The organism is Janthinobacterium sp. P210006 (assembly GCF_036231885.1).
GTDB classification, from domain to species: Bacteria; Pseudomonadota; Gammaproteobacteria; order Burkholderiales; family Burkholderiaceae_D; genus Janthinobacterium; species Janthinobacterium violaceinigrum.
The window spans coordinates 438195-461932 of sequence record NZ_JAZARD010000005.1 but is presented as its reverse complement, the minus strand read 5'-3'; the positions used below and the strand labels follow the sequence as shown (position 1 = coordinate 461932).

The window sequence follows — 23738 nt, the reverse complement described above, 5'->3', positions numbered from 1 at the left end:
GGCGGGCGCGGCAGGCGCGGCGGGCGCGGCGGGCGCGGCAGGCGCGGCAGGCGCGGCGGGCGCGGCAGGCGCGGCGGCCGCACCGAAGGCCAGGGTCAGCGCCGCCAGGGGGACGGCGCCAAGGATGCTTGACTTCATTCTTTCATCTCCGTTTATTGAGCGTCTTCTATCTTGAAAACGTTTTCACAACATGTATCCATTTAACACTGCAAAGAAAATCAAGTCAATCGAAAAAGTTGTCATTTTTATTGAGGCCATCGTGGCGAGATGGGCAGCTTCGGGCGTTCTCTCCTATGAAAAGCGGCGGAAATTGACGGCTGGAGATGTTGTTGTTTTTTGTGAAAACGTTTTCAGATGTGGGGAGACGCAGGCCGGTTTGACGCTGCGTGCGTACTCCGGCGCCTGGTTGCGTCCGGTCCGTGGCTGCGGCGTGGCATCGTCTTGGGCGTTGCGGCATCGGCTTGGGCGTTGTGCTGTCGGCTTGGATGTTGTGCTGACGGCTTAGGCGTTGCGGTGTCGGCTTACGCCCTGCGGGCTAAGCCGACCTACGCCGACCGACACCGATCCACACCAGCCTGCTCCGGCCTGCTCCGGCCTGCTCCGGCCTACCCTGGCATGCAGCCTTGTCGTCCGTTTATGGTAATCTTTCACTGAAAAGGTTTTCAGAGTACTGACAACCAGCCATCTTGATATCCGGGAATCACCTTGACCGATAGCGCCCACGCTGCTCCCCCTTCCACCCTGCTCGACGTCGCCCGCCAGGCAGGCGTGTCGCCCAGCACCGTCTCACGCATCCTGAACGGCACGGCCAAGGTGTCCGACGACAAGCGCGACGCCGTGCTGGCCGCCATCGCGCAGATGAAATTCGCGCCCAACCAGATGGCGCAGGGGCTGAAAAAAGGCCGCTCGATGACCATCGGCATCGTGGTGCAGGATATTTCCAGCCCCTTCTTCGACGAAAGCCTGCGCGGCGTGGACGACGGCCTGAAAGACACGGGCTATGCATCTGTCATCGTCAGCGGGCACTGGAATGCGCAAGAGGAAGCGGACCGCATCCGCCTGCTGCTGGCGCGCAAGGTCGACGGCATCATCCTGCTGTCCGGGCGCATCTCGGACGAGAGCGTGCTCGATTTCTCGCAGCAGCGGCCCATCGTCTCGACGGGCCGCCTGCTCGCCACGAAAAGCGCCATCGGTTTCAAGCTGGACAATGAATACGGCGCCTACCTGGCCGTACGCCACCTGGTGGAACTGGGCCACCGCCGCATCGCGTTCGTGTCCGGTCCCGCCAACAACACGGATGCGGCCGAACGCCTGACGGGCTACCAGCGCGCGCTGCGCGAAGCGGACATCGCCATCGACCCGAAACTGATGGTGGAAGGCGACTTCCACGAAGCCAGCGGGATGCTGGCCATGAACCATTTGTTCGATACGCAGCAGCAATTCAGCGCCGTCTTCGCCGCCAACGACCTGTCCGCCTATGGCGTGCGCCTGTGTCTGTACCGCAAGGGCATCCGCGTGCCCGACGATATCTCGCTGGTGGGCTTCGATGACTTGCCCGGCTCGTCCTACACGACGCCGCCGCTGACCACCATCCACCAGCCCCTGTACGACATCGGCCGCATCGCCACGGAAGCGCTGCTGGGCCTGATCAATGGCGAAGCCGTGCAGGCGACCGTTCCGCCGCTGGAACTGATCGTGCGGGAAACCACGCGCCGCATCCGCTGAGGCCTGGGCCGGCGTTGCACGGGACGCCAGCGCAAGGCCTGGCGCTGGCCGATTTTCCTGAACGAGAATCACTACGCATAACGGCGCGGACAAGGCGCGCCGGAATCTGCAGCAATGGCGCATCCGCTTTACAATAGTGGCTCGTTCAGCAAGAATGCTTGATTCAAGCACGCAAGGCTCAACCCTCCGGCCCCGGCCGGAAGACTCCGAACACTCACCACAAAGGGACATCACATGGAACATACTCTGCCACCACTGCCGTATGAAATGGACGCTCTGGCGCCGCATATTTCGAAAGAAACCCTGGAATACCACTATGCCAAGCATCACCAGGCGTATGTCACCAACTTGAACAACCTGATCAAGGGTACCGAGTTCGAGAACCTGTCGCTGGAAGAGATCATCAAGAAATCGTCGGGCGGCATCTTCAACAACGCGGCCCAGGTATGGAACCACACCTTCTACTGGAACGGCATGAAGCCGGCCGGCGGCGGCGCGCCTACGGGTGCCGTGGCTGACGCGATCAACGCCAAATGGTCGTCGTTCGACAAGTTCAAGGAAGAATTCACCAAGTCGTGCGTGGGCAACTTCGGTTCGGGCTGGACCTGGCTGGTGCAAAAAGCCGACGGCTCCGTCGACATCGTCAACACCTCGAACGCCGGCTGCCCGCTGACCACCGGCGACAAGCCGCTGCTGACCTGCGACGTGTGGGAACACGCTTACTACATCGACTACCGCAACCTGCGCGCCAAGTACGTGGAAACGTTCTGGGGCCTGGTCAACTGGGAATTCGTTGCCAAGAACTTCGCGTAAGGGCGTTCCTGACAACGTAAAACGGACGCGTCCGCGGCTTGCGCCGCAGTGACCCATCCTGAAAAGAAGCCTGTGCTTGCGAGCCGGGCTTCTTTTTTTTGTCCCTGCGGAACAGGCGTGCGCGCTGCGCGCCGTCAAGCGAACCGGTACGGCACCCGGAATGTTATAAGATGCGCAAGAGCTGCGCTCCTCCATGCGCCCTGTCCTCTTCTCCTTGCCGAAAGAAAACAATGAAAAAATGCATGCTCGCCTTGCTGCTCTGCGCCTCCGCTTCCGCCTTCGCCAACTCGGCCTGCGACACGCCCCGCAACGACTTCGACGGCCTGTATTGCCTCAACAAGGTGTACCAGGAAGCGGACAAGGAGTTGAACGCCAACTACAAGAAACTCGCTGCCCAGCTCGACGCCGGCGGCAAGCAGAAGCTGAAATCGGGCCAGCTGGCATGGATTGCCAGCCGCAACCAGAATTGCTCGAAACGCGAATCGTCGGGCTTCTATGTGAACCTCGATTGCGCCACCCAGACCACCATCGAACGCGCGCAATTCCTGCAGGACCGCGTACGCGAATGCGTGAGCGCCGGCTGCCAGAACAGCAAACTGTGAACTGAGCCTGCGCTAGCGCAAACGGCAGCGGGCGGCAAGCGGCCATACTGACCGCTCCGATGTCTTCTCCGCAGCGCCATGAGCAAACTCATCGACATTCCCCTGAGCCAGTGGGACGCCAGCGGCAGCGCCGCGCAGCAGGCGGTGGCGCTGCAGGCGCTCGAAGACGGGCAAGTCGTGCTGCTGCCCCGCCTGGGCTTTTCCCTGCAACAGGAAGAACACGCCCTGCTGAACGGCGCGGCAGGCAGCGCCAAGAACATCAGCTGGGAACCGGCGCGCGGCGTGCGCGGCCATGGAACGGCCTACGACGGGGCCTTGCTGGCCGCCCTGATGCAGCGCTATGCGCGGCACACGGCGCACTTGCTGGCCGGCTTGCTGCCTGGCTACGCTCCCCATCTGCAGCAAGGCAAGGCCAGCTTTCGGCCCGTGGAAATCGCCGGCCGGGCGACATCCTGGCGCAAGGACGATACGCGCCTGCATGTCGACAGCTTTCCCTCCTCGCCCACGCAGGGCCGGCGCATCCTGCGCGTGTTCACCAACATCCATCCGCGCGGCGCGCCCCGCGTGTGGAAACTGGGCGCGCCATTCGACCAGGTGGCGCAGCGATTCCTGCCCGCGGCGAAGCGTCCGCGGCCCGTGCTGGCGGCCCTGCTGCAATGGCTGCACGTGACCAAATCGCGACGCACGCCCTACGACCACTACATGCTGCAGCTGCACGACGCCATGAAGGCCGACCTCGGTTACCAGGCACAGGTGGAACAGCACACCCATGCATTCGCGCCGGGCCAGACGTGGATCGTGTTCAGCGACGCCGTCTCGCACGCAGCCCTGCGGGGACAGCATGCCCTGGAGCAAACCTGGCTGCTGCCCGTGCGCGCCATGGCCGCCCCCGGCAAGTCGCCGCTGGCCATCCTCGAGCGCCAGTTGAAACGTCCGCTGACCTAGCCTGGCCAGGCCAGGCACCAGGCCCCGGCAAAGCCCAGCCCGGACAAACCGGGCTCAGGCCGGCAAGCGGGCCGCCTTGAAGCGCCGCCAGGCCTTGTGCATGCGGCCATCGGCGCCCTGCGACTGCGCGCGCGCCGCCAGGTAGCCGCGGATGAAGGCCGCGTGCAGCCGCAACCCATCCTGGCCCGCCAGATCGGCCTGGGCATCCGGCAATTGCTGCAGCAGCCGGTCCGCCACTTGCACGTCGTTGAGCCAGCCCAGTTCATCCTGCAAGTCAGACAAGCGTCCCACATACGGTTTCACGGCGCGGGCGGCAAACAGCGAGGCAAAGAATTCCGTCGCGTAACGCGTCTTCTTGGCCGCGATGCGCACCTGGTGGCGCTGTTGCGGCGTGGCATGCAGCAGGCGCTTGCCGCGCTTCATCAGGCGGCGCTGGTCCTGGCGCAAGGTGGCGTGGGCAAACGGGGAGACGTGCGCGTCCAGGCGCCGCAGCTGGCGCATCGAGCAGCTGTCGCGCCAGGCGCGCGCCTGCAGCCAGCGTTGCAAACCCAGCATGCACGCCGTGTAGCGCGCCGAGGTGACGGCTTGCGCGGCCTGGGCATGCTTGACGCGTGCCTGCTCGTGCGCCGCCTGCGCCAGCGCTGCCGCATCCGCTTGCGCCCCGCCATCGAGCTTGGCCAGCGTACTGCCTGCGAGCACATCCCAGTCGCGCGCCTCGCCCAGCGCGCCGCCCAGCCAGTCGAGTTCGTTCTTCAAGGCGTCCGGCAGCGCCAGCAGGGACTTGAACATGCCCAGCGCCGAGCGCAGGCGGCGCAGGCCCACGCGCATCTGGTGCACGCTTTCCACGTCCTCGCCCGCCGCCACGCCATCCTGGTTGCCGCCCACCTGTTCCAGGCAATTGCCGGCGATGGCCAGGAACACCTGCTCCACCGACATTGCCGCATCCAGCGCCAGGGGCTGCGCCTTGACGGCGTGCCGCGGCGGCACCGTTTGCGATGCGGCCAGGGCCAGGCGGTAGCCCCGTTCCGCCTTGCTCAGGTGGCCCAGTTGCAGCGGCACGTCGTGCAGCAGGGCCAGCGCCACGTCGAACAGGCTGGCCGCCTGCCCCTCCTTCAATTCCAGTTCGATCTCGCTGATGGCCGTGCTGCGCGCAGCGCCATGCGTGCCATTCGCGCCCGGTTCGCCGCACTCGATCACGCCCTGGTCCAGCACGCATTCAACCTGGTCGCCCTGCGGCGTGCGCAGCTGCCATACGGTGCGTTCGATGCGCGTGGTAAACACGGGTTGCAAGGCAGCGCGGACATCGTCCTGGCGCAGCAGCGCGCGGATCGGCTGCTTGCGGCCGATGGCCGCGTCGAGCGCGTCGAGGTCCGCCTGCGGCCCCGCGACGTCGCCTTCCCATTCGTGACGGCTGTGCAGGCCGCCGCTGACATTGCCGCCCGCCTTCAGCGTCTGCACCCAGCGCCCTTCCACCTGGCGCACGCGCAAGCCCGCCTGGTGGCGGCACAGCTGCAAATCGGGCGTATCGACATATATATCGTGCATCTGCAGCACCTGCGGCGCCGCTTGCGCATACTGCGCCAGCAGGGGGTGCGCGCGCAGGCGCGGCGCATCTTGCGGCTCCAGCAACAATTTCAATTCGATTTCCATGACCGCTCCTTGCGAGACTCCTCAACGCCTATTGTAAGGCGCGTCCCGTCGCGCGCAAGGAGCACGCACGCACACCTTGATTTTGCGCGAAAATAGGCGATTCATTCACCCAGGAGATGCCATGACCTACCACGCCGCCGAGAACCGCTACGACACCATGCAATACCGCACGTGCGGGCGCAGCGGGCTGAAACTGCCGCTGCTGTCCCTGGGACTGTGGCACAACTTTGGCGACAGCAACAATCTGGCCTCGCAGCGCGACATGCTGCGCACGGCCTTCGACCTGGGCATCACGCATTTCGACCTGGCAAACAACTACGGCCCGCCCTATGGCAGCGCGGAAAGCAATTTCGGCAAGCTGCTGCGCGACGATTTCCTGCCCTACCGCGATGAACTGATCATTTCCACCAAGGCAGGCTGGGACATGTGGCCGGGCCCGTACGGCCAGGGCGGCGGCTCGCGCAAATACGTGCTGGCCAGCCTGGACCAGAGCTTGCAGCGCCTGGGCCTCGATTACGTCGACATCTTTTACTCGCACCGCTACGACGCCGACACGCCGCTGGAAGAAACCATGGGCGCGCTGGCAACCGCCGTGCAGCAAGGCAAGGCGCTGTATGTGGGCCTGTCCTCGTACTCGCCGCAAAAGACGGCCGAGGCGGCTGCCCTGCTGAAGGAATGGAAAGTGCCGTGCCTGATCCACCAGCCAGCCTACAATATGCTCAACCGCTGGATCGAGGAAGATGGCTTGCTCGATACCCTGCAGCAAGAAGGCATCGGCTGCATCACGTTTACAGCGCTGGCGCAGGGCTTGCTCAGCGACAAATACCTGGACGGCGTGCCGCAGGATGCGCGCGTCAACCGTCCCGGCGGCGGTTCGCTGCTGCAAAAACACCTGAGCGCGGAAAACCTGGCCCGCGTGCGCGCGCTGAACCAGATCGCCGCGCAGCGGGGCCAGACCCTGGCGCAGATGGCGCTAGCCTGGGTGCTGCGCGATGCGCGCGTCACCTCGACCCTGATCGGCGCCAGCAGCAGCACGCAAATCCGCGAAAACGTGGCCGCATTGCAGCAGCTGACGTTCACGGCAGAAGAACTGACCGCCATCGACGTGCAGGCGCGCGAAGGCGACATCAATCTGTGGGCTGGCCCGTCGCGGGCAGTGTAAGGCGCTCGCTACGGCGACAGGGGCGGTGGCAGCAGGGCCAGCAGTTCCTGCGCCACCTGCTGGCGCCGCTCGGGCGTGGCGAATGCGCCCACGTCCACCTGCGCGCCGCCAGCGCCGATATCGTTGATCTGTATCAACTGGCCCCGCCAGTGCGGCACCACGACGCGCGTGCGCCACGGAGAAAAGTGGTGGCGCCGGCAGCGGCCGGCGCTGACCTGCTCGATGATCAGCTCGCCGTCGCGCAGGGCGATGTCTTCATAGTCGCGCGCGTGGCGCAGGTAATGCAGCAGGGCGATGGCCACCAGGCCCAGTTCTGCGAAGGAAAAGACGGGAATGTACCAGAAGCCGCGCAGCGCAAAGACGGCGGCGATGGCCGTGGAAAACAGGCATAGCACGCCATAGGCGCGCAACAGCTGGCGCGCCGTCAAGGCACTGTGGCGCGTGAACCGCCATTGCGGCTGTTCGCGCGAACTATCGCGTGGCATGGCGCCTCCCGCAACATCGCATCGGCCCTCACGGGCATACCCCAAGGCCAACCCGTCCTGCCGTCCGGCGCGGCCAGCCATGCCGCCGCGCCCCGCAAGCGGCCGTCATGGCCGCCCGCAGGCGCACGGCCCGCTGGCAGCCTCAGCTGCCCAGATGCACGAGCGCGTGACCCAGGTGCTGCCACCAGTGATCGCGCGACTTCACCTGTTTCAGGCACGACATGTCGATTTCCGTGGGAAACACGCGATCCTGGCACGCCTTCGTTTCCAGCGCATGACGCTGGTTTTCCGCGGCCGTCAGGGCCACGATCAGCCAGAACACCAGCGCCAGCAACACCACCAGCGCACTCCAGGCCAGGTGGTTGGTGTTACTTTTTTCGCCAAAAAACTCGCGCGGCCGCGTCTCGCGGTACATCGACATCAAGTCTTTTTCTTTCTCTTCCGACATCTGCATCTGCATCCTGTGACATCCTATCCTGAGCCGGCCGGCTGGCCATGGCGGCGCGCACGCCCCCTTGTCCGCATTTTACGCTGATGGCGCAGGAGAGGCAGCAATTCGTGGCCGGCAGCCCCGATCAGGGGCGCGCCGCCGGCGCCGGCGGCTTGCCATCTCCATCGTCAGCGGGCGGCACGGGCGCCAGGCTTTCCACATGATCGACATCGATGTCGCCGCCATCGGGCGCCGTGTTGTGGGGTTCCACGCCGGCCCGGTCGCCCGTGCCCGCCGCATCGCTGTCGTTATCGAGCTCTTCCGCATCCTGACCCGGCACGCCCTGCATGTCGCTGCCGCTGTCGGAACTGTCGCTGGGACCGAGCGCCCCCTTGCCATGGCCGCTGCCGAGCACGCGGTCGGAGGTGACGGGCAAATTATCCGGATCGAGTGAACTGCTGCTCATGGTTGACTCCCGTTAATAAAAAAACCAGTTTACTCCCATGGCCTGGCCGGCGGCGCACGCCTGCACGGCATTTTCCCCGGGGAAAATGCGGCATCGCACAAATATTTTCAAATATTACTTCACAAATGTACTATTCATTGCTATAGTTAATTCAAGTAAGCATCTTCTCATCCAGAAACTGCTTCATCGACGCCCTGGCGCCCACCAGCGCCAGGCCGCCGAACCGACCGGTACGTGGCGAGCCGGCCCATCCACCCAGCCATCATGCACATATTGGAGTCTTATCATGCAAGCCAAATCACTCATCGCAGCATTGTTTGCCATCACCACCGCCACGTCGGCTTTCGCCCAAAGCGCCGCGCCTGCCACCACGGGCCAGCAATTGACGCGCGAGCAAGTCACGGCCGAATACATCCGTGCCCGCAACGCCGGCGAAATCGCCACCAGCGAAGCCGACTACCCGAAAACGCCGGCCACCGCCGCCAGCAACGTGACGCGCGAACAAGTCATGGCCGAGTTCTACGCCGCCCGCAAGGCTGGCCAGATCCCGCAAACGGAAGCGGACTTTGATGTCGCGCAAACGACCAAGCATGTCGTGCAATAAGAAACCAGTCAGCCGGTTTCAGTAAGGCAGTAACACCTCAGTTGCGGCGCAGCACTCGGGCCACTCCCGAAGCTCACCGCGGCGAGCTGTGATGTTCCAGCAGCACCCCCAACACCTCTTTCCCCGGAGTCCCTGCATGTCCCTGCACCGCCGTTTGCTTGCTGCCAGCCTGATCCTTGCCTTGAGCGCTTGCGCCGACATGGGCCATATCGCGCCGCAATCGGCCATGCTCGACGCCAATGCGCTGCAAGCGAGCAAGGCCATGGATGCCGCCGCCAGCGCCGCCATCCAATGGCCGCGCACGCAATGGTGGCAAGACTTGCACGACCCCCAATTGAACCGCTTGATGGAGCAGGCGCTGGCCGACAGCCCCACCCTGCGCGGCGCCCAGGCGCGCGTGCGCCAGGCCGAGGCGCTGGCCGGCGCGGCCGAGGACAAGACCCGCCCGCAAGCCGACGCATCCGTCTCCATCAACCGCGAACTGTATTCGCAGCACGGCAGCACGCCGGCGCCGCTGGCCGGCAATTACGCGTGGCGCAACCAGGCCACCGTCACGGCCTCGTACGACCTGGACCTGTGGGGCCGCAACCGCGCCGCCCTGTCCGCGGCCCTGGGCGACGTGCAGATGGCCTCGGCCGAATCGCAGATGGCCCGCCTGGCGCTGGAAACGGCGCTGGTGCGCACCTACATCCAGCTGTCGTATGAATTCCAGCTGCAGGACGTGATCGAGGGCAGCCTGGCGCAGCGTGCCCGCATCCTCGACATCACGCGCCAGCGCAAGGCGGCCGGCATCGGCACCGATATCGACGTGGCGCAGATCGAAACCACCCTGCCCGCGGGCAGGCGCCAGCTGGAACAGTCGGCCGAGTCGCTGGCCCTGCTGCGCAACCAGCTGGCGGCCCTGTCGGGCAAGGGTCCGGCAGCGGGCGCGGCGCTCACGCGCCCCGTGCTGCGCCTGGACCAGCCGCTGGCCATTCCCGCCGCCCTGCCGGCCGACCTGATCGGCCGCCGTCCCGACATCGCCGCCCAGCGCTGGCGCGTGGAAGCGGCGGCGCAGCGCATCGATGCGGCCAAGGCCGAGTTCTACCCGAACGTCAACCTGGTGGCCTTTGCGGGCTTCCAGGCCTTCGGCTTCAGCCATTTCCTGGATGCCAACTCGGAAATCCGCGGCGCCTCGCCCGCGCTGAGCCTGCCCATCTTTGCCGGCGCCCGCCTGCGCGCCCAGCTGGGCAGCCAGACGGCCCTCTACGACGGCGCCGTGGAGCAGTACAACGCCACCGTCATCAACGCCATGTCCGAGGTGGCCAACGCCGTCACCAAGGCCCAGTCGCTGGAAAAGCAGCGCCAGCTGACCGTGCAGGCGCTGGCCACGGCGCAGCGCGCGCGCGACCTGGCGGAAAAAGCCTACAAGGCGGGCATGAGCGACGCCATCAACATGCTCAACACGCAAGTGGCGCTGCTGGCGGAACAGCAACAGCAGGCGCAGAATGGGGCACGCGAACTGGATCTGTACGTTTCCTTGATGAATGCATTGGGAGGCGGCATCTAGACTCGCGTTGCCTTAGCTCAACAAGATACAATCGGAACTTTATTGACACATGAAGGAATATGACATGACCGCTTTTGACGCCACCTCCAAGCGGCTGCAAAACATCCGCACGCGCATGCCAGGCTTCCCCATGGAACTGATGCGCCTGTTGCGCATGACGTACCACATTCAAAAAGGCATGAAGGACCTGACCAATGCCGCGCTGAAAAAGCACGACCTGGTCGATGCCAGCTACATGGTGCTGGCCGTGCTGTACGGCACGGACGACGAAACCTCGAACGCCTGCACCCTGGGCATGGCCTGCCACGAAAAGCCCGCCAACCTGACGCGCGTGTGCAACGACCTGGAAACGCGGGGCCTGATCCACCGCGGCACGCGCCCCGGCGACCGCCGCTCCGTGATGATTTCGCTGACCGACAAGGGCCGCGCGCTGATCGAAACGGCACTGCCCGACGTGTACCAGGAAACCTCGGCCCTGTACGAGGGTTTTACGGAAGAAGAGCTGCATGTGCTGGACAAGCTGTACGTGCGCCAGCTGCGCAACCTGAACAATCTCAACAACCAGAACTGATAGCCTATCGATGACGCCAGCCACAGCACCAAAATCACTACACGGCCCCCTGACCCGGGCGGCCCGCTGGCTGGCGCTGGCGCTGCAGGACTGGCGCACGACGGAAGGCGAACGCTGGATCTACGTCGGCAAGACCCTCATCGCGTCGTTCTGCGCCCTGTGGCTGGCCTACCGCCTGGGACTCGATTCGCCCAGCACGGCGATGACCACCACCATCATCCTGGCCCTGCCCAGCAGCGGCATGGTGCTGGAAAAAAGCTTTTACCGCCTGTGCGGCACCCTGCTGGGATGCACGGCCGCGCTGACCCTGATCGGCCTGTTCCCGCAGCAGCCCGTGCTGCTGTTCGCCGGCCTGGCCCTGTGGGTGGGCCTGTGCACGAGCGGCTCGGCCCTGCACCGCAACGCCCAGTCCTATGTGTACGTGCTGGCCGGCTATACGGCCTGCATGATCGTGCTGCCCGCCATCGAGCAGCCGACGCAGGTGTTTTCGCTGGCCGTCACGCGCGTGGCCGAAGTGGGCCTGGGCATCATCTGCTCGGCGGCCGTCTCCAGCGTGCTGCTGCCGCGCCACCAGGGCACGCAGGTGATGCGCACGGTGCAGGCCCGCTACGGCAAGTTCCTCGCCTTCTGCCAGGACGTGCTGCAGCAAAAGCTCACGCCGGCGCAGGTGGAACTGACGCATTTGCAGTTTGCCGCCGATGTGGCGGCGCTGGAGCTGGGCCGCTCGGCCGCCCTGTTCGAAGTGACCAGCAAGGTGGGCCACGTGCGCGCGCAGAACCGCAAGCTGCACGCCTTCAATGCCACCTTCATGACGGCGCTGACCACCTTCTATACCTTCCACCGCCTGTTCGACCGCCTGCAGCGCGATGGCGAGACGCAGGTCATGCAGGCGTGCGCGCCCCTGTACGCCATCGTTGCCGAAGCGCTGCAGACGACGCCGTCGCAAGACTCGCTCGACACCATGCAGCAGCACCTGCAAACAGCGCTGGCGCAGGCCCGCGCAGAGATTGGCGGCGCCGCCATCGCGCATGCGCAGCGCATCGATTTCGATACCGTGTGCGAGCTGCTGGAACGCTTCGCGCGCGACATGAGCCGCTTTCACGAAGTGTATTTCAGCCTCGCCCACGACACGCCGCTGGACATCAGCACGCCGCAGGCCTACGCGCCGAAGACGCCGCCCGCGCTGGTGCTGGCCAGCGGCGCGCGCGCCGGCATCAGCCTGGCCCTGCTGGCCCTGGGCGCGTACTTCCTGGCCTGGCCCTACGCCAGCACGGCCATGCTGATGGCAGCCGTGTTCTGCGCGCTGGCCTCGTCCTCGCCCCGTCCCATCATGATGGTCCGCCAGGTGCTGACGGGCTTCCTCATCGCCATGCCCCTGTCGCTCGTGTGCGTGTATTTCGTGCTGGTGCACGGCGACGGCTTTCCCATGCTGGTGCTCAGTTTTGCGCCCTTCCTCGCCGTGGGCCTGTACCTGATGACCAATCCCGCCAAGCTGGGCGTGGGCCTGGGCGTGTCGACCTTCATCACGCAGATGGCACCAACCAACCTGATGCATGTCGATGGCGCGGCTTTTCTCAACACGGGCATGGCGCTGATCGTCGGCCTGATGCTGGCCGCCCTCGTGTTTGCCGTGCTGCTGCCCGAGCACACGATGGGCCACAGGGACCATGTGGGTCCGGCCCTGTGGCGCGAGGCGCTGCACGCGTGCACGGCGCCCGTGCGCAGGGTCAAGCACCGTTTCGACAACCGCGTGCGCGACCTGCTCAGCCAACTCAACGCGGCGGCGGGACCGGCGCCGGGCGAAGCCACGCGCGCCGTCGTGCGCCAGGCTCTCACCCTGCTGGAGATCGGCCATTCCGTGATCGGGCTGCGCGAACTGATCGCCAGCGCCCGCCCCAGCGCTGCGCGCGACGCCCTGCGGCACTGCGTGGACGGCGTCGCCGCCTGGCTGCGCACGCGCAGCGACGCGCAGCTGCAGGCCGCGCTGGCCGCCACCCTGCAGGCAGGTGCCGTGGTGCGCGCGGCCCAAGCCGCCAGCGACACGCCGCCCGAGCGGGACGTGCGCCTGCAGACGGCGCTGGCCGACCTGCATTCGATCTACACCTCATTACTCGACCAAATGGCGCCTGGCGCCGGAGACCACCATGCCCCGTGAATTCGCCCTGTTCGGCATACTGATTCCCACCCTGCTGCCCCTGTTCATTCTCAGCATCGGCCTGCAGACCCTGCTCGACCGCGTGCTGGGCTGGCTGGGCGTGTACCGCATGGTGTGGCACCCGTCGCTGGCGCGGCTGTGCATCTTCATCGCCATCTTCGGCGCGCTGGCGCTCTCGCTGTACAAATAAAAAAAACTGTTCAATCTGATCAAGGAAGGGCTGCCGACATGGTAACCAAACTGACCCGCTATGCCATCACCTTGCTGCTCCTGGCCGCAGCCCTCTGGATAGGCAAGACCGTCTGGAACCGCTACATGGAATCGCCATGGACGCGCGACGGCCGCATCAAGGCCGATATCGTCAACATCAGCGCCGACGTGGCCGGCACCGTCACGGACGTGCTGGTGCGCGACAACCAGGTGGTGCAAAAGGGCGACGTGCTGTTCGTCGTCGACCGGGAGCGCTATGCGAGCGCGCTGGCGCAGGCCGACGCCGTGCTGGCCACGCAAAGGACGGAGCAGGGACGCCGCGACAAGGAAGCGCAGCGCCGCGCCAATCTCGACGCCAGCATCATCTCCACGGAAAGCCGCGAAAGCGCCGCGTTTGCCGCCAGCTCGGCCTCGTCGCAAGTGCAGGCGGCGCTGGCCGCCCGCGCGCTGGCGCAGTTAAATTTGGAACGCACCACCGTGCGTGCGCCCGTCAGCGGCTACGTGACGAACCTGAACGTGCACAAGGGCGATTTTGCCGCCGTCGGCGCGGCCAAGCTGGCCGTCATCGACAGCGCCTCGTACTACGTGGTCGGCTACTTCGAAGAGACCAAGCTGGGCATGCTGGCGCAGGACGACAAGGCGGAAATGAATTTGATGAGCGGCGGCACCCTGCACGGCCACATCGAAAGCATCGCGCGCGGCATCACCGACCGCGACGCCGCCACGGGCCGCGAACTGCTGGCCGACGTCAATCCCACCTTCAACTGGGTGCGCCTGGCGCAGCGCGTGCCCGTGCGCATCCACATCGACGAGCAGCCAAAGGGACAACTGCTGGTGGCCGGCACCACGTGCACCGTGGTGATCACGCCCCATTCCGCTACCCCTTCATCGCCCGCGCCGGCAGCCAAGCCGGCCGCCGCGCATCCCGCATGAGCCGTAGTGGCGGCGCGGGACGCCTGGCGGAAATCTCCGTGTTCCTCGACGCCGCGGCGCTGGGCAGCTTTTCCGCCGCCGGCCGCAAGCACGGCCTGTCGCCGGCCGCCGCCAGCGCCGCCATCGCGCGCCTGGAAGCGTCACTGGGCGTCACCCTGTTCGAACGCACGACGCGCCAGCTGCGCCTGACGGAAGAAGGCCAGCACTACCGCCATTACAGCGAACAGGCGCTGGACTTGCTGGCGCAGGCGGAAGACGGCTTGCAGACGGGCGGCGGCGCCGTGCGCGGCGTGGTGCGCATCTCGGCGCCGTCCGACATCGGCCGCCAGCTGCTGCTGCCCATGCTCGACCGCTTTGCCGCGCTGCACCCGCAGGTGCGCCATGCGCTGACCCTGAGCGACGCCACGGCCAACCTGGTGCAGGACGACATCGACCTGGCCATCCGCTACGGCGAGCTGCCCGACAGCGACATGGTGGCGCGCCTGCTGCATGCGGGCCGGCGCGTCGTGTGCGTATCTCCCACGCTGGCCGCCAGGGTGGGATTGCCGGCCGCGCCGGGCGACCTGGCGCGGCTGCCCGCCCTGGTACTGACGGGGAACGACGGCGCGCCGCAGGAGTGGCGCTACCGTGAGGATGGCAAGCGCCGCAGCCTGCGCCTGCAGGGAGCTTGGCACAGCAACGATGGCGAAATCATCCGCCGCTGGGCCGTGGCCGGCCATGGCTATGCCTACAAATCCCTGCTCGACATCGGCGACGACCTGCGCGCGGGTCGCCTGCACACAGTGCTCGACGAGTACTTCGGCGACAGCGTTCCCCTGAACCTGCTGTACCGGCGCAGCCGCTTCCAGCCGCCCCGCATCGCCCTGCTGGTCGACTTCCTGCTGCAGCAGTTCGCGTCCCTGCCGGCGCAGCGCTAGCCGGCCGCCGTCAAGGCGCCAGCACGCCCAGCTGGCGCAGCAGGGTCAGATTGTCTTCCAGGTGCCAGTTGTCGCTGATGCGTCCCTGCGCATCGACCTGGTACAGGTCGAACGCATGGAAATCGATGGCCTGTCCCTGGCCGCGCAACTCGCCCTGCGGCGTGGGGAAGACGCCCGTGAAGCGGCCCGTGAAATGCAGGCGCAGGCTGACCCGGTTTCCCGCCACCAGCATATCCTCGATGGCCACCTGCAAGTCAGGCACGGCCGCGTGAAACACTTGCGAGGCCTGCAGCGGGCCGGCCAGTCCCTGCGGACGGCCGGCGGGCAGGGTGCGGTCGATAAAATCATCGGCCAGCGCCAGCCGCGCCAGGGCGGGATCGCCGCTCTGCCAGAAGGCGGCATAGCGGCGCGCCGCCAGCGCCACCTTGTCCGTGGCGGCGGCGCCGGCCAGGTGGGCCGGCATGGGCAGGTTCACAGTGGAATAGGCTGGCGCGGCAGCGGCAAGCAGGGACAGGGCCAGGATGGCGGGAGCAAGAACAGGTGCGGGCATAAGGAATCCAGGTGGGTTGATCGGCGTGCCTGCTGCATGAGGCACCCCGCCATTCTGGACGCGCTTGTCCTGCCTGATAATTGGCCCCGCGCTTGAATCAGCTGCTTGCAGCAGTTGAAAATGCGTTGAAAATCAGCGGCCGCCCGCCACGTCGAGGAGGCTGCCCGTCACATAGCTCGCCCCCGGTCCCAGCAGGTACAGGATGGCGTCGGCGATTTCTTCGGGCTGGCCGCCCCGCTGCATGGGCACGCCGGACGCCAGGCGCGCCACCCTGCCCGGCTCGCCGCCCGAAGCGTGGATGTCCGTGTAGATGATGCCGGGCCGCACGCCGTTGACGCGGATGCCTTCGGCCGCCACTTCCTTCGCCAGGCCCAGGGTCAAGGTATCGACGGCGCCCTTCGAGGCCGCGTAGTCGATGTATTCGCCCGGGGAGCCCAGGCGCGCGGCCGCCGACGAGACGTTCACGATGCGCCCGCCCTGTCCCCCATTTGCCGTCGACATGCGCCGCACGGCCTGCTGGCAGCACAGGAAATAGCTGATCACGTTGGTGCGCAGCACGCGCTCGAGACGCTGCACGGAAATGTCGGCGAGCCGGCATTTCTGCTCCAGCACGCCCACATTATTGACCAGCGCCGTGAGCGTTCCCAGGCGCGCATCGACTTCGCCGAACAGGCGCTGCACGTCGGCTTCCTCGCCCACGTCGGCCTGCACGGCGATCGCTTCGCCGCCCTCGGATACGATGCGCGCGCACAGCGCCTCGGCCGCCTGCACGTCGCGCACATAGTTGACGCAGACGGCATAGCCCTGGCGCGCCGCCAGCAGGGCCGTCGCCGCGCCGATGCCGCGGCTGCCGCCCGTAATCAAGATCACTTCCTTCATCGTCCCTCCTGGATGGTTGTGGCTTCATCATACGCGGACGAAAAAAAACCCGCGCGCGGCGGGTTTTTCCTGCAGGCGCATTCAGTTCCTGAAGTGCGTCATGGCATACGTCAGGTGCTGCCACCAGTGTTCGCGCGACTGCACGGACGCCAGGCATTTCGCGTCGACCTCGTTCTTGAACGCGGGGTCCACGCAAGCCTTGCTGGCCAGCGCATTGCGCTGGTTTTCCACATTGACGACGGCAATCGCCAGCCAGGCCACGAGGGCCAGGGCCAGCGCGCACAAAGTCCAGGGCAGCTGTTTCATGGCGTTCTCCGCTTACTTCTTCGCTGGCGCAGGGGTGCGCTCTTTCAGGACGCGTGCCACCAGGTCATCCATCACGCGCAGGGTCGCTGCCTGGGTCTGCGGCTCGGACTGGCCCGGACGGGACAGCTGCGCCGGCGACGTCACGAAGCGGCCATCGATGACGATGGTCGGCGCGCTGTCGATCTTGCTGGCGGCGATCAGCTGCTCATTGCGTTTCAGCTTGGTCTGCACGCCGAACGAATTGAACATATCCAGGTATTTCGCCTTGTCGATGCCGTTCTTCACGAGCAGGTCGAGGATGGCGTCATCGCGGTTCAGGCGGTTGCGCTCGACGTGGATGGCGCGGAAGATCTTGTCGTGGAACTGGTCCAGCTGGCCCATCGCCTCCAGCGTGGCATACGCGTGCGCCTGCGGATCCTTCGGGCCCGAGAAAGCCAGGTGGATGCGGCGGAAGGCGATCTTGTCGCCCTGCTTCTTGACCCAGTCGTGCATCAGCGGATCGAGCGCATAGCAATGCGGGCAGGAATACATGAAGTACTCCACCACTTCCACCTTCTTGCCCGTGTCCGTGCGCACTGGCGAGGGAAGCGTGGTAAAGCCGGTATCGGCCGCCATGGCGCCGCCGGTGGCTGCTACCAGGGTGACGGCGGCGAGCAGGGGACGCAAGAAACGCAGAAAACGCATAATAATCCTTCATCATAAAGTGGTCGTGAACGGGGCGAGATTACCACTTTTTCGTGCGTTCCACCGGGTCGCAGGCAGAAAAAAGGCGCGTTTCCCGGCACGGTTTGCGCCCGATTAAGCCGGTCTTAAGCGCCGGCGCCGGCCCGCGCCATGCGCGCCTCAGAAATGGTAGCGCGCCGACACGCGCAGCTGGCGCGCATCCTTGAGGTAAATGCTGGAGCGGCAGCCCGGCGCGTCGCCGTAATGGCGGCGGTTGGCCAGGTTGCTGCCGGCCAGTTCCAGCTCCCAGGCGCCCAGCTTGCGCACGTAGCGGCCGTCCACGGTGGCAAACGCGGGCACTTGCGCCAGGCAGCTGTTGTCGAAATCCTGGCCATAGCGCAGGGCGCGCAGCCATTGCACGCCCACGTCGGCACTGGCGCCGGCCTGCCCCGTCCAGTACAGGCGAAGGCTGGCCAGGGTCTTGGGCACGAGGGCGATGTCCGGGCCGTCGTACGCGTAATCGTCATAGCGCGCATGCACTTGCCGCAGCTGCCCGTCGAGGCGCCAGTCGCGCGCCAGCGCCATGCTCGCTTCGATGGCGATGCCGTCGCGGCGCGAAGGGTCGAGATTGCCCGCAAAGCCCAGCTGGCCCAGGCTCTGGTCGAAGACGATCTGGTTGCTCAGGCGCTCGCTGAAGATGCGCACGGAGGCGCTGCGCACCGCGTCGCCGAAGGTGGCGCCCACCTCCGTTTCGCGCCGCAGCTGTCCCGCCAGGGGACGGTAGCCGGCGCGGGTATAGCCGTCGTCGTCGATGCGGTAGCTGCGCCCCGTCTTGGCGTACACGCTCAGTTGGGGGCGCAGCTGCAAGCTGCCCTGCACGTCCCAGGCGTTCTGGTTTTCCCAGTCGCTGCCGCCGGCGGGCAGGTCGGCCGGATCGAGCTGGAACTGTTCATGCCGCAGGCCCAGCAGCAGGCGCGGCGCATACGCGCCGCTGAAGGCCAGCTCTTCGCGCAGCAGCAGCGCGCGCGAATACTGGCGGCGCTGGCCATCGCCATCGCGGCCCGGCGCCGCGCGGCCCGAACGCCGCTCCCACTGCATCAGGTCCAGGCCCACTTCCGTGTCCGTGCCCACGCTGCCCACCTTGCCGTAATGGCGCACGCGGGGCGCCAGTTGCCGGCGGCGGCTGCTGTATGTCGATTCGCTGCTGCCATCCTCGCCCGCATAGCGGGCCGTGGCGTGCTTTTCCCGCTGCGACAGTTCCACGCCCAGCTCGAAATTGCCCACATAGCGCTGCACGAAGGCGCTGGCGCGCCGCACTTCATAGCGGTACAGGTCTTCCGGGCGGGCCGCCAGCAGGGCCAGGAACGGCGCCTCGGGCGCCGGGTAGCGGGTGTCCTGGTTCAGCTGGTCGGCACTGAAGCCGAAGCGCCCCTGCCGCCCCTTCCATTCCGCGCCGCCGCTGAAGCCGTGCTGGTGAAACACGCTGCCATCGCGGTAATTGCCGTTGCGCTGCCCGTCGACGGCCGCGTCGAGCGACATGCCGCCCTGGTCGTGCGTCAGGGCGCCGCGCACGCTGTGCTGGCCGCCCTGCCCCAGTTCCGTGGAAAAGTCGCCATGCGTGACGCCCGCCGCGGCGCCGCCCTGCTGCGCCCCTGCCTGCACGGACGGCGGCACCGGCGGCGGTGCGGCTTCCTGCGCGTGCGCCGGCATGGCCAGGGCGCACAGCAGCAAGGTGCGCGTGGCGATGGTCAGGACGGGAGGGGCAGGCATCATGGCGGAAAGCTGGCTGCGCCACCGCGGCGCGGACGCACGGTAGCGGGACGGAGGGATGGCAAAAGCGAATCATTATACGCACGGTGCGCGGCGCCGCAAGCAACAGCCCGATGGCACTTTCCTTATGCCAATTTTTTATTGGTGATTTGGCATTTTTGTAGGTATATTAAGATGCGCCCGGCGATCCCGGGCGCAGCCGACTGCATTTAAAAATCAACAATAAGAAGTCACTGTGGGAGTCACGCATGGAAAGTCGCAGCACAACGCGCCGGGGGCCGCCAAGTCCCCGCGGCACGCGCCGCAGCATTGGTTTTTTCCCCATCTCGGGCAAGCTCAAAGCCCTCTCCATCGCCGCCATGCTGCTGGCCGGCCTGGCCCTGCAGGCGGACCTGTTCGCCCAGCCGGGCCAGGGCAGGCAGGCCAGCGCGGCCGTCCCGCTGGCGCCGGCCGCCGACGGCATCGCCCTGGCTTCGCCGCACGCATCGGCCGTCGCCACGCCCAGCGCCAGCAATGCCTGGGGCGGCGCCCGCACGGGCGCGCAAGCAACCCTGTCGGACCGCGTGGTCGATTACCGGATCGAAGCGACGCTCGATCCCGTCAAGCACACGATCGACGGCCAGCAGAAACTGCGCTGGCGCAACCGCAGCGCGCAAGCCGTCAGCAGCGTGTACCTGCACCTGTACCTGAATGCGTTCGAAGGCGAGCATTCGACCTTCTTTACCGAGAAGCGCAAGCTCGATACGGGCTTCCGTTCGGGCGTCGCCACGCGCGACGGCGAGTGGGGCTACATCGAACTGCGCAGCATGACGCAGAACGGCGCCAAGGCGCCCTGGCATTTCGTCCAGCCCGACAACGGCCCCGCCACCGACCGCACGGTCGTGCGCGTCGACTTGCCGCAGGCCGTCGCGCCGGGCGCCGAGACGACGCTCGACATCCGCTTCTTCGACCAGCTGCCGCGCGTCATCGCGCGCACCGGCTATTTCGGCAGCTTCCATCTGGTGGGCCAGTGGTTCCCCAAGATCGCCGTGCTGGAACTGCCCGGCGAACGGGGCGCCACCGCGCCGCGCTGGAACGCGCATGAATTCCACCTCAACTCGGAGTTCTACGCCGATTTCGGCAACTACGACGTGAAGCTGACCGTGCCCAAGGAGTACACGGTGGGCGCCACGGGCGAGCTGCAGGGCGCGCCGCAGGAAAAGAACGGCATGCTCACGCATCATTATGTGCAGGGCGACGTGCACGATTTCGCCTGGACGGCCGACAAGCGCAGCGCCCAGCCCCTGCTGGGCAGCTGGAACGGTCCTGGCAGCCCGCCCGTGGCCATCAAGGTGCTTTACCCGCCCGAGTACGCGTCCAACGCGGCGCCCGCGCTGCAGGCGGCCAAGGACTCGCTCACGTATTTCTCGCGCACGCTGGGCCCGTATCCGTACAAGACCCTGACGGTGGTGATTCCGCCGTTTAATGCGGCCGAAGCGGGCGGCATGGAATACCCGACCTTCATCACGGCCTCGAGCTACGCCAACCTGCAGCCGAAGACCATTCCCGAGTTCGGCCTCGATTTCGTCACCATCCACGAATTCGGCCACGGCTATTTCTACGGCATCCTGGCCTCGAACGAATTCGAGGAACCCATCCTCGACGAAGGCTTGAACGAATACTGGGACCAGCGCATGCTGCGCGCGCGCGGCCAGGACATCCACGCCACCACGCCCCTGCTCAAGCGCCTGGGCTTCGATCCCGCGTTCAAGGTCTTCGATTTCGAACGCCTGGCCGCACCGCGCCAGGATGCGGCCGACCCGCTGGGCCAGAACGCGTGGGACCGCCTGCAGGGCGTGGGTCCCGTCTACAGCCGCACGGCCGTCACCATGCGCGACCTGGAAGCGCGCATCGGCAGCGAGGCCATGGAACGGGGCTTCAAGTCGTATTACGAACAGTGGAAATTCCGCCACCCCAGCGTGGCCGACCTGCGCGAAGCGCTGGCCGAGGCGACGGGCCAGCGGCGCATCGTGGAACAGGTCTTCGCGCAGCAGGTCTATGCCAGCGCGAACATCGACGACCGCATCGGCACCTTCACCAGCGAAGAGCAGACGCCGCTGGCCGGCATGGCGCTGGTCGACGGCAAGCGCGTGGAACGCACGGCCGATGCGCTGGAAAAAGAGGAGAAAAAAGTGCGCGAGGCATGGGACAAGGCGCACCCGGACGCCAAGCCCGGCACGGGCCCCTATCCCTACCTGACCAGCGTGGTCCTGCGCCGCCGCGGCGCGCCCGTGCCGCAGGTGCTGCTGGTGAAATTTGCCGACGGCAGTTCCGAACGCGTGGTGTGGGATAACGAGCAGCTGTGGCAGCGCTACACCTGGAGCAAGCCCGTGAAAGCCGTTTCGGCCGAACTCGATCCCGACCGCGTGCACTACCTCGACGTCAACAAGCTCGATGACAGCCGCACCCTGAAGGCCGATACCTCGGCCGCGCGGCGCTGGAGCCTCGACCTCGCCGCCGTCTTCCAATACCTCCTTTCCCTGATTGCCACCGTATGAGCGCCACTTCCACGACACGGGCCAGCGGCCTGACCCTGACCACGCGCGCCAGCCGCGCCGCCCTGCAATGGCGCTTGCTGCTGCTGTGGGCGGGCCTGCTGCTGATTCCCGTCATCGTTGCCGTCATTCCCCTCTGGCGCACCCTGAGCGCCAGCCTCGATAACGCCGTGCATGCGGCCGCCCTGGCGCACCGGCTCGACCTGATGACGCTGGCCGACCTGGTGGCCAACACGGGACGCAACGGCGCCGCCATCAGCCAGGCCGCCATCGCCGGCATCGTCCTGACCTTGCTGCTGTCGCCGCTGCTGAGCGGCCTGGTGGTCACGGCCGCGCGCGCGCCCGCGCCACCCGGTTTCGGCCCCCTGCTGACGGGCGCCTTCAGCGAATACGGCCGCATGCTGCGCATGCTGCTGTGGAGCATCGTGCCGCTGGGCGTGGCGCTGGCAATCGGCGCTGGCGCGCTGAAACTGGCCGACAAGCATGCGGCAAAGGCCATCCTGGAAGCGGACGCCGACCTGGCCCGCCACCTGGCCTTGCTGTTCACGGCGTTGCTGTTCCTGCTGGCCTGCGCCACCCTCGACGCCGGCCGCGCGGCGCTGGCCGTCGACCGGCGCCGCACGTCGGCCGTCAAGGCCTGGTGGCGGGGACTGGGCATGCTGCGCCGGCGTCCGCTGGCCAGCCTGGCCATCTACCTCGTCATCACCTTGCTGGGACTGGCGCTGTATGCGCTGCTGGGCGTGGCGCGCCTGAACCTGGCCGCGCCCGGCCCGCTGGCCATCGTGGCCGGCCTGCTGGCGACGCAGCTGGCCGCGCTGGTGCTGGCGTGGATGCGCAGCGCGCGCCTGTTCGCGCTGATCGACGTCAGGCGCTCGCTGATCTAGTCAAGCCCCCAGGCGCCCTTCATCGGCCAGGAAGTCGATGAAGGTGCGCACTTTCGACGACAGGTAGCGGCGGCTCGTGTACACGGCGTACACCTTGCCGCCAGCCAGCCGGTAGCCGTCGAACAGGCGCACCAGCCGCCCCGCCGCCAGGTCCGCATCCGTCTGCCACGACGGCAGCAGGGCGATGCCCATGCCGTCGAGCGCGGCCGCGTGCAGCAGGCTTTCGTTATTGCATTGCAGGACGGGCGAGAACTTCACCGTCTCGCGTCCCTGCGGCCCGTCGAAGTCCAGCTCATTTCCATTCGACAGCAAGGAATAGCTGATCATGGCGTGCTGCGCCAGGTCTTGCGGCAGGTGCGGATGGCCCGCGCGTGCCAGATAGGCGGGCGCAGCCACCAGATGGAATTCAATGCTGCCGACGGGCCGCGCGATCAGCGCCGGCGACGGCGACTGGCTCACGCGCAGGGCCAGGTCGAAGCCCTCTTCCACCAGGTTGACCACCCTGCCGCTCAAGTCGATGTCGAACGTCACTTCCGGAAAGCGTTCGCGGTAGGCGGCCAGGGTGCGCGTGAAAATGGCGTTGGCGAACCAGACGGGTGCGCTCAGGCGCAGCATGCCGCGCGGCACCACCGTCGTGCGGCCCACGGTCGCTTCCACCTCGTCGAGATTGTCGAGCATGTCGCGGCACTGTTCAAAATACACCTTGCCGATTTCCGTCAGGCTCAGGTGGCGGCTGCTGCGGTTCAGCAGCCGTGCACCCAGGTGGCGCTCCAGGTGCATCACATGCTTGCTGACCATGGCCGGCGACAGATCCAGGCGCTCGCTGGCGCGCACGAAACTGTCCAGTTCCACCACGGCGCGAAACACGCGCATGCTGCGCAAGGTATCCATGGACGCTCCGATCATCAACAAAATGGAAATGATATATCAATAAT

The 23738-nt window shown here is 66.4% G+C and carries 25 protein-coding genes; 15 read left to right on the top strand and 10 right to left on the bottom strand.

Annotation, left to right across the window (positions count from 1 at the left end; translation table 11 throughout):
- The first annotated feature begins 190 nt into the window (after window positions 1-190).
- From VPH41_RS25390 to VPH41_RS25370, 5 genes are all read left to right on the top strand, one after another.
- Window positions 191-505: a hypothetical protein gene (locus tag VPH41_RS25390; protein WP_328571919.1), complete on the top strand. Its 315-nt coding sequence runs from the start codon at window positions 191-193 to the stop codon at window positions 503-505.
- A 200-nt stretch (window positions 506-705) separates the two neighbouring features.
- Entirely contained in the window at window positions 706-1725 is a 1020-nt protein-coding gene (locus VPH41_RS25385; RefSeq protein WP_152259103.1) for a LacI family DNA-binding transcriptional regulator, read from the top strand.
- A 234-nt stretch (window positions 1726-1959) separates the two neighbouring features.
- Complete coding sequence (gene sodB / locus VPH41_RS25380; protein ID WP_071078930.1) at window positions 1960-2538, top strand: superoxide dismutase [Fe]; 579 nt, start codon at window positions 1960-1962, stop codon at window positions 2536-2538.
- A gap of 242 nt (window positions 2539-2780) precedes the next feature.
- Window positions 2781-3140, top strand: a complete 360-nt coding sequence (locus VPH41_RS25375; protein WP_328571918.1) for a lysozyme inhibitor LprI family protein — start codon at window positions 2781-2783, stop codon at window positions 3138-3140.
- 78 nt (window positions 3141-3218) lie between these two features.
- Window positions 3219-4085 (top strand): Kdo hydroxylase family protein, encoded by an 867-nt coding sequence (locus tag VPH41_RS25370; protein WP_328571917.1) that lies wholly within the window; start codon window positions 3219-3221, stop codon window positions 4083-4085.
- Window positions 4086-4139: 54 nt separating this feature from the next.
- Here the strand turns inward: VPH41_RS25370 and VPH41_RS25365 are convergent, their stop codons facing one another.
- A complete protein-coding gene (locus VPH41_RS25365; protein ID WP_328571916.1) occupies window positions 4140-5735 on the bottom strand; it encodes a CYTH and CHAD domain-containing protein in 1596 nt (531 codons plus the stop codon).
- Window positions 5736-5856: 121 nt separating this feature from the next.
- Between VPH41_RS25365 and mgrA the strand changes: the two genes are divergently transcribed.
- Entirely contained in the window at window positions 5857-6897 is a 1041-nt protein-coding gene (mgrA, locus tag VPH41_RS25360) for an L-glyceraldehyde 3-phosphate reductase (protein WP_328571915.1), read from the top strand.
- An 8-nt stretch (window positions 6898-6905) separates the two neighbouring features.
- On the opposite strand, the gene VPH41_RS25355 is transcribed toward mgrA, so the two are convergent.
- The 3 genes from VPH41_RS25355 to VPH41_RS25345 form a co-directional block, all read right to left on the bottom strand.
- The gene (locus VPH41_RS25355) at window positions 6906-7382 is read right to left on the bottom strand and encodes a DUF2244 domain-containing protein (RefSeq protein ID WP_328571914.1); all 477 of its coding nucleotides are present in this window, start codon (window positions 7380-7382) and stop codon (window positions 6906-6908) included.
- 142 nt (window positions 7383-7524) lie between these two features.
- Window positions 7525-7830 (bottom strand): hypothetical protein, encoded by a 306-nt coding sequence (locus VPH41_RS25350; RefSeq protein ID WP_328571913.1) that lies wholly within the window; start codon window positions 7828-7830, stop codon window positions 7525-7527.
- Between the two features lie 127 nt (window positions 7831-7957).
- Window positions 7958-8278 (bottom strand): hypothetical protein, encoded by a 321-nt coding sequence (locus VPH41_RS25345; RefSeq protein WP_328571912.1) that lies wholly within the window; start codon window positions 8276-8278, stop codon window positions 7958-7960.
- 286 nt (window positions 8279-8564) lie between these two features.
- Here VPH41_RS25345 and VPH41_RS25340 point away from each other — a divergent pair, with 286 nt between their 5' ends.
- The 7 genes from VPH41_RS25340 to VPH41_RS25310 all read left to right on the top strand — a co-directional run bounded on the left by VPH41_RS25340 (window position 8565) and on the right by VPH41_RS25310 (window position 15217).
- The gene (locus VPH41_RS25340) at window positions 8565-8882 is read left to right on the top strand and encodes a DUF4148 domain-containing protein (protein WP_328571911.1); all 318 of its coding nucleotides are present in this window, start codon (window positions 8565-8567) and stop codon (window positions 8880-8882) included.
- A gap of 136 nt (window positions 8883-9018) precedes the next feature.
- Window positions 9019-10431, top strand: coding sequence for an efflux transporter outer membrane subunit (locus VPH41_RS25335; protein ID WP_328571910.1), 1413 nt, complete (start codon window positions 9019-9021; stop codon window positions 10429-10431).
- A 64-nt stretch (window positions 10432-10495) separates the two neighbouring features.
- Window positions 10496-11002 (top strand): MarR family winged helix-turn-helix transcriptional regulator, encoded by a 507-nt coding sequence (locus VPH41_RS25330; protein ID WP_328571909.1) that lies wholly within the window; start codon window positions 10496-10498, stop codon window positions 11000-11002.
- A 10-nt stretch (window positions 11003-11012) separates the two neighbouring features.
- On the top strand, window positions 11013-13157 hold the full coding sequence (locus VPH41_RS25325) for an FUSC family protein (protein ID WP_328571908.1): 2145 nt from the start codon (window positions 11013-11015) through the stop codon (window positions 13155-13157).
- On the top strand, window positions 13147-13347 hold the full coding sequence (locus tag VPH41_RS25320) for a DUF1656 domain-containing protein (protein WP_070224633.1): 201 nt from the start codon (window positions 13147-13149) through the stop codon (window positions 13345-13347). Before VPH41_RS25325 ends, VPH41_RS25320 begins: the two co-directional genes overlap by 11 nt.
- Window positions 13348-13385: 38 nt before the next feature.
- Window positions 13386-14300: an efflux RND transporter periplasmic adaptor subunit gene (locus VPH41_RS25315; protein ID WP_328571907.1), complete on the top strand. Its 915-nt coding sequence runs from the start codon at window positions 13386-13388 to the stop codon at window positions 14298-14300.
- Window positions 14297-15217: a LysR substrate-binding domain-containing protein gene (locus tag VPH41_RS25310; RefSeq protein WP_328571906.1), complete on the top strand. Its 921-nt coding sequence runs from the start codon at window positions 14297-14299 to the stop codon at window positions 15215-15217. Before VPH41_RS25315 ends, VPH41_RS25310 begins: the two co-directional genes overlap by 4 nt.
- 10 nt (window positions 15218-15227) lie before the next feature.
- Here VPH41_RS25310 and VPH41_RS25305 read toward each other — a convergent pair whose 3' ends face one another.
- From VPH41_RS25305 to VPH41_RS25285, 5 genes are all read right to left on the bottom strand, one after another.
- Window positions 15228-15767: an ester cyclase gene (locus VPH41_RS25305; RefSeq protein ID WP_328571905.1), complete on the bottom strand. Its 540-nt coding sequence runs from the start codon at window positions 15765-15767 to the stop codon at window positions 15228-15230.
- A 132-nt stretch (window positions 15768-15899) separates the two neighbouring features.
- A complete protein-coding gene (locus VPH41_RS25300) occupies window positions 15900-16646 on the bottom strand; it encodes an SDR family oxidoreductase (RefSeq protein WP_328571904.1) in 747 nt (248 codons plus the stop codon).
- A gap of 81 nt (window positions 16647-16727) precedes the next feature.
- The gene (locus VPH41_RS25295; protein WP_152258135.1) at window positions 16728-16952 is read right to left on the bottom strand and encodes a hypothetical protein; all 225 of its coding nucleotides are present in this window, start codon (window positions 16950-16952) and stop codon (window positions 16728-16730) included.
- A 12-nt stretch (window positions 16953-16964) separates the two neighbouring features.
- A complete protein-coding gene (locus tag VPH41_RS25290) occupies window positions 16965-17636 on the bottom strand; it encodes a thiol:disulfide interchange protein DsbA/DsbL (protein ID WP_328571903.1) in 672 nt (223 codons plus the stop codon).
- 159 nt (window positions 17637-17795) lie between these two features.
- Complete coding sequence (locus tag VPH41_RS25285) at window positions 17796-19388, bottom strand: TonB-dependent receptor (protein ID WP_328571902.1); 1593 nt, start codon at window positions 19386-19388, stop codon at window positions 17796-17798.
- A 245-nt stretch (window positions 19389-19633) separates the two neighbouring features.
- Here VPH41_RS25285 and VPH41_RS25280 point away from each other — a divergent pair, with 245 nt between their 5' ends.
- Together VPH41_RS25280 and VPH41_RS25275 are read left to right on the top strand one after the other, a co-directional pair.
- The gene (locus VPH41_RS25280; protein ID WP_328571901.1) at window positions 19634-21922 is read left to right on the top strand and encodes a M1 family metallopeptidase; all 2289 of its coding nucleotides are present in this window, start codon (window positions 19634-19636) and stop codon (window positions 21920-21922) included.
- Window positions 21919-22803, top strand: a complete 885-nt coding sequence (locus tag VPH41_RS25275; RefSeq protein WP_328571900.1) for a hypothetical protein — start codon at window positions 21919-21921, stop codon at window positions 22801-22803. Before VPH41_RS25280 ends, VPH41_RS25275 begins: the two co-directional genes overlap by 4 nt.
- Here the strand turns inward: VPH41_RS25275 and VPH41_RS25270 are convergent, their stop codons facing one another.
- Window positions 22804-23694, bottom strand: coding sequence for a LysR family transcriptional regulator (locus VPH41_RS25270; RefSeq protein ID WP_328571899.1), 891 nt, complete (start codon window positions 23692-23694; stop codon window positions 22804-22806). It abuts the gene before it with no gap.
- Window positions 23695-23738: the final 44 nt, after the last annotated feature.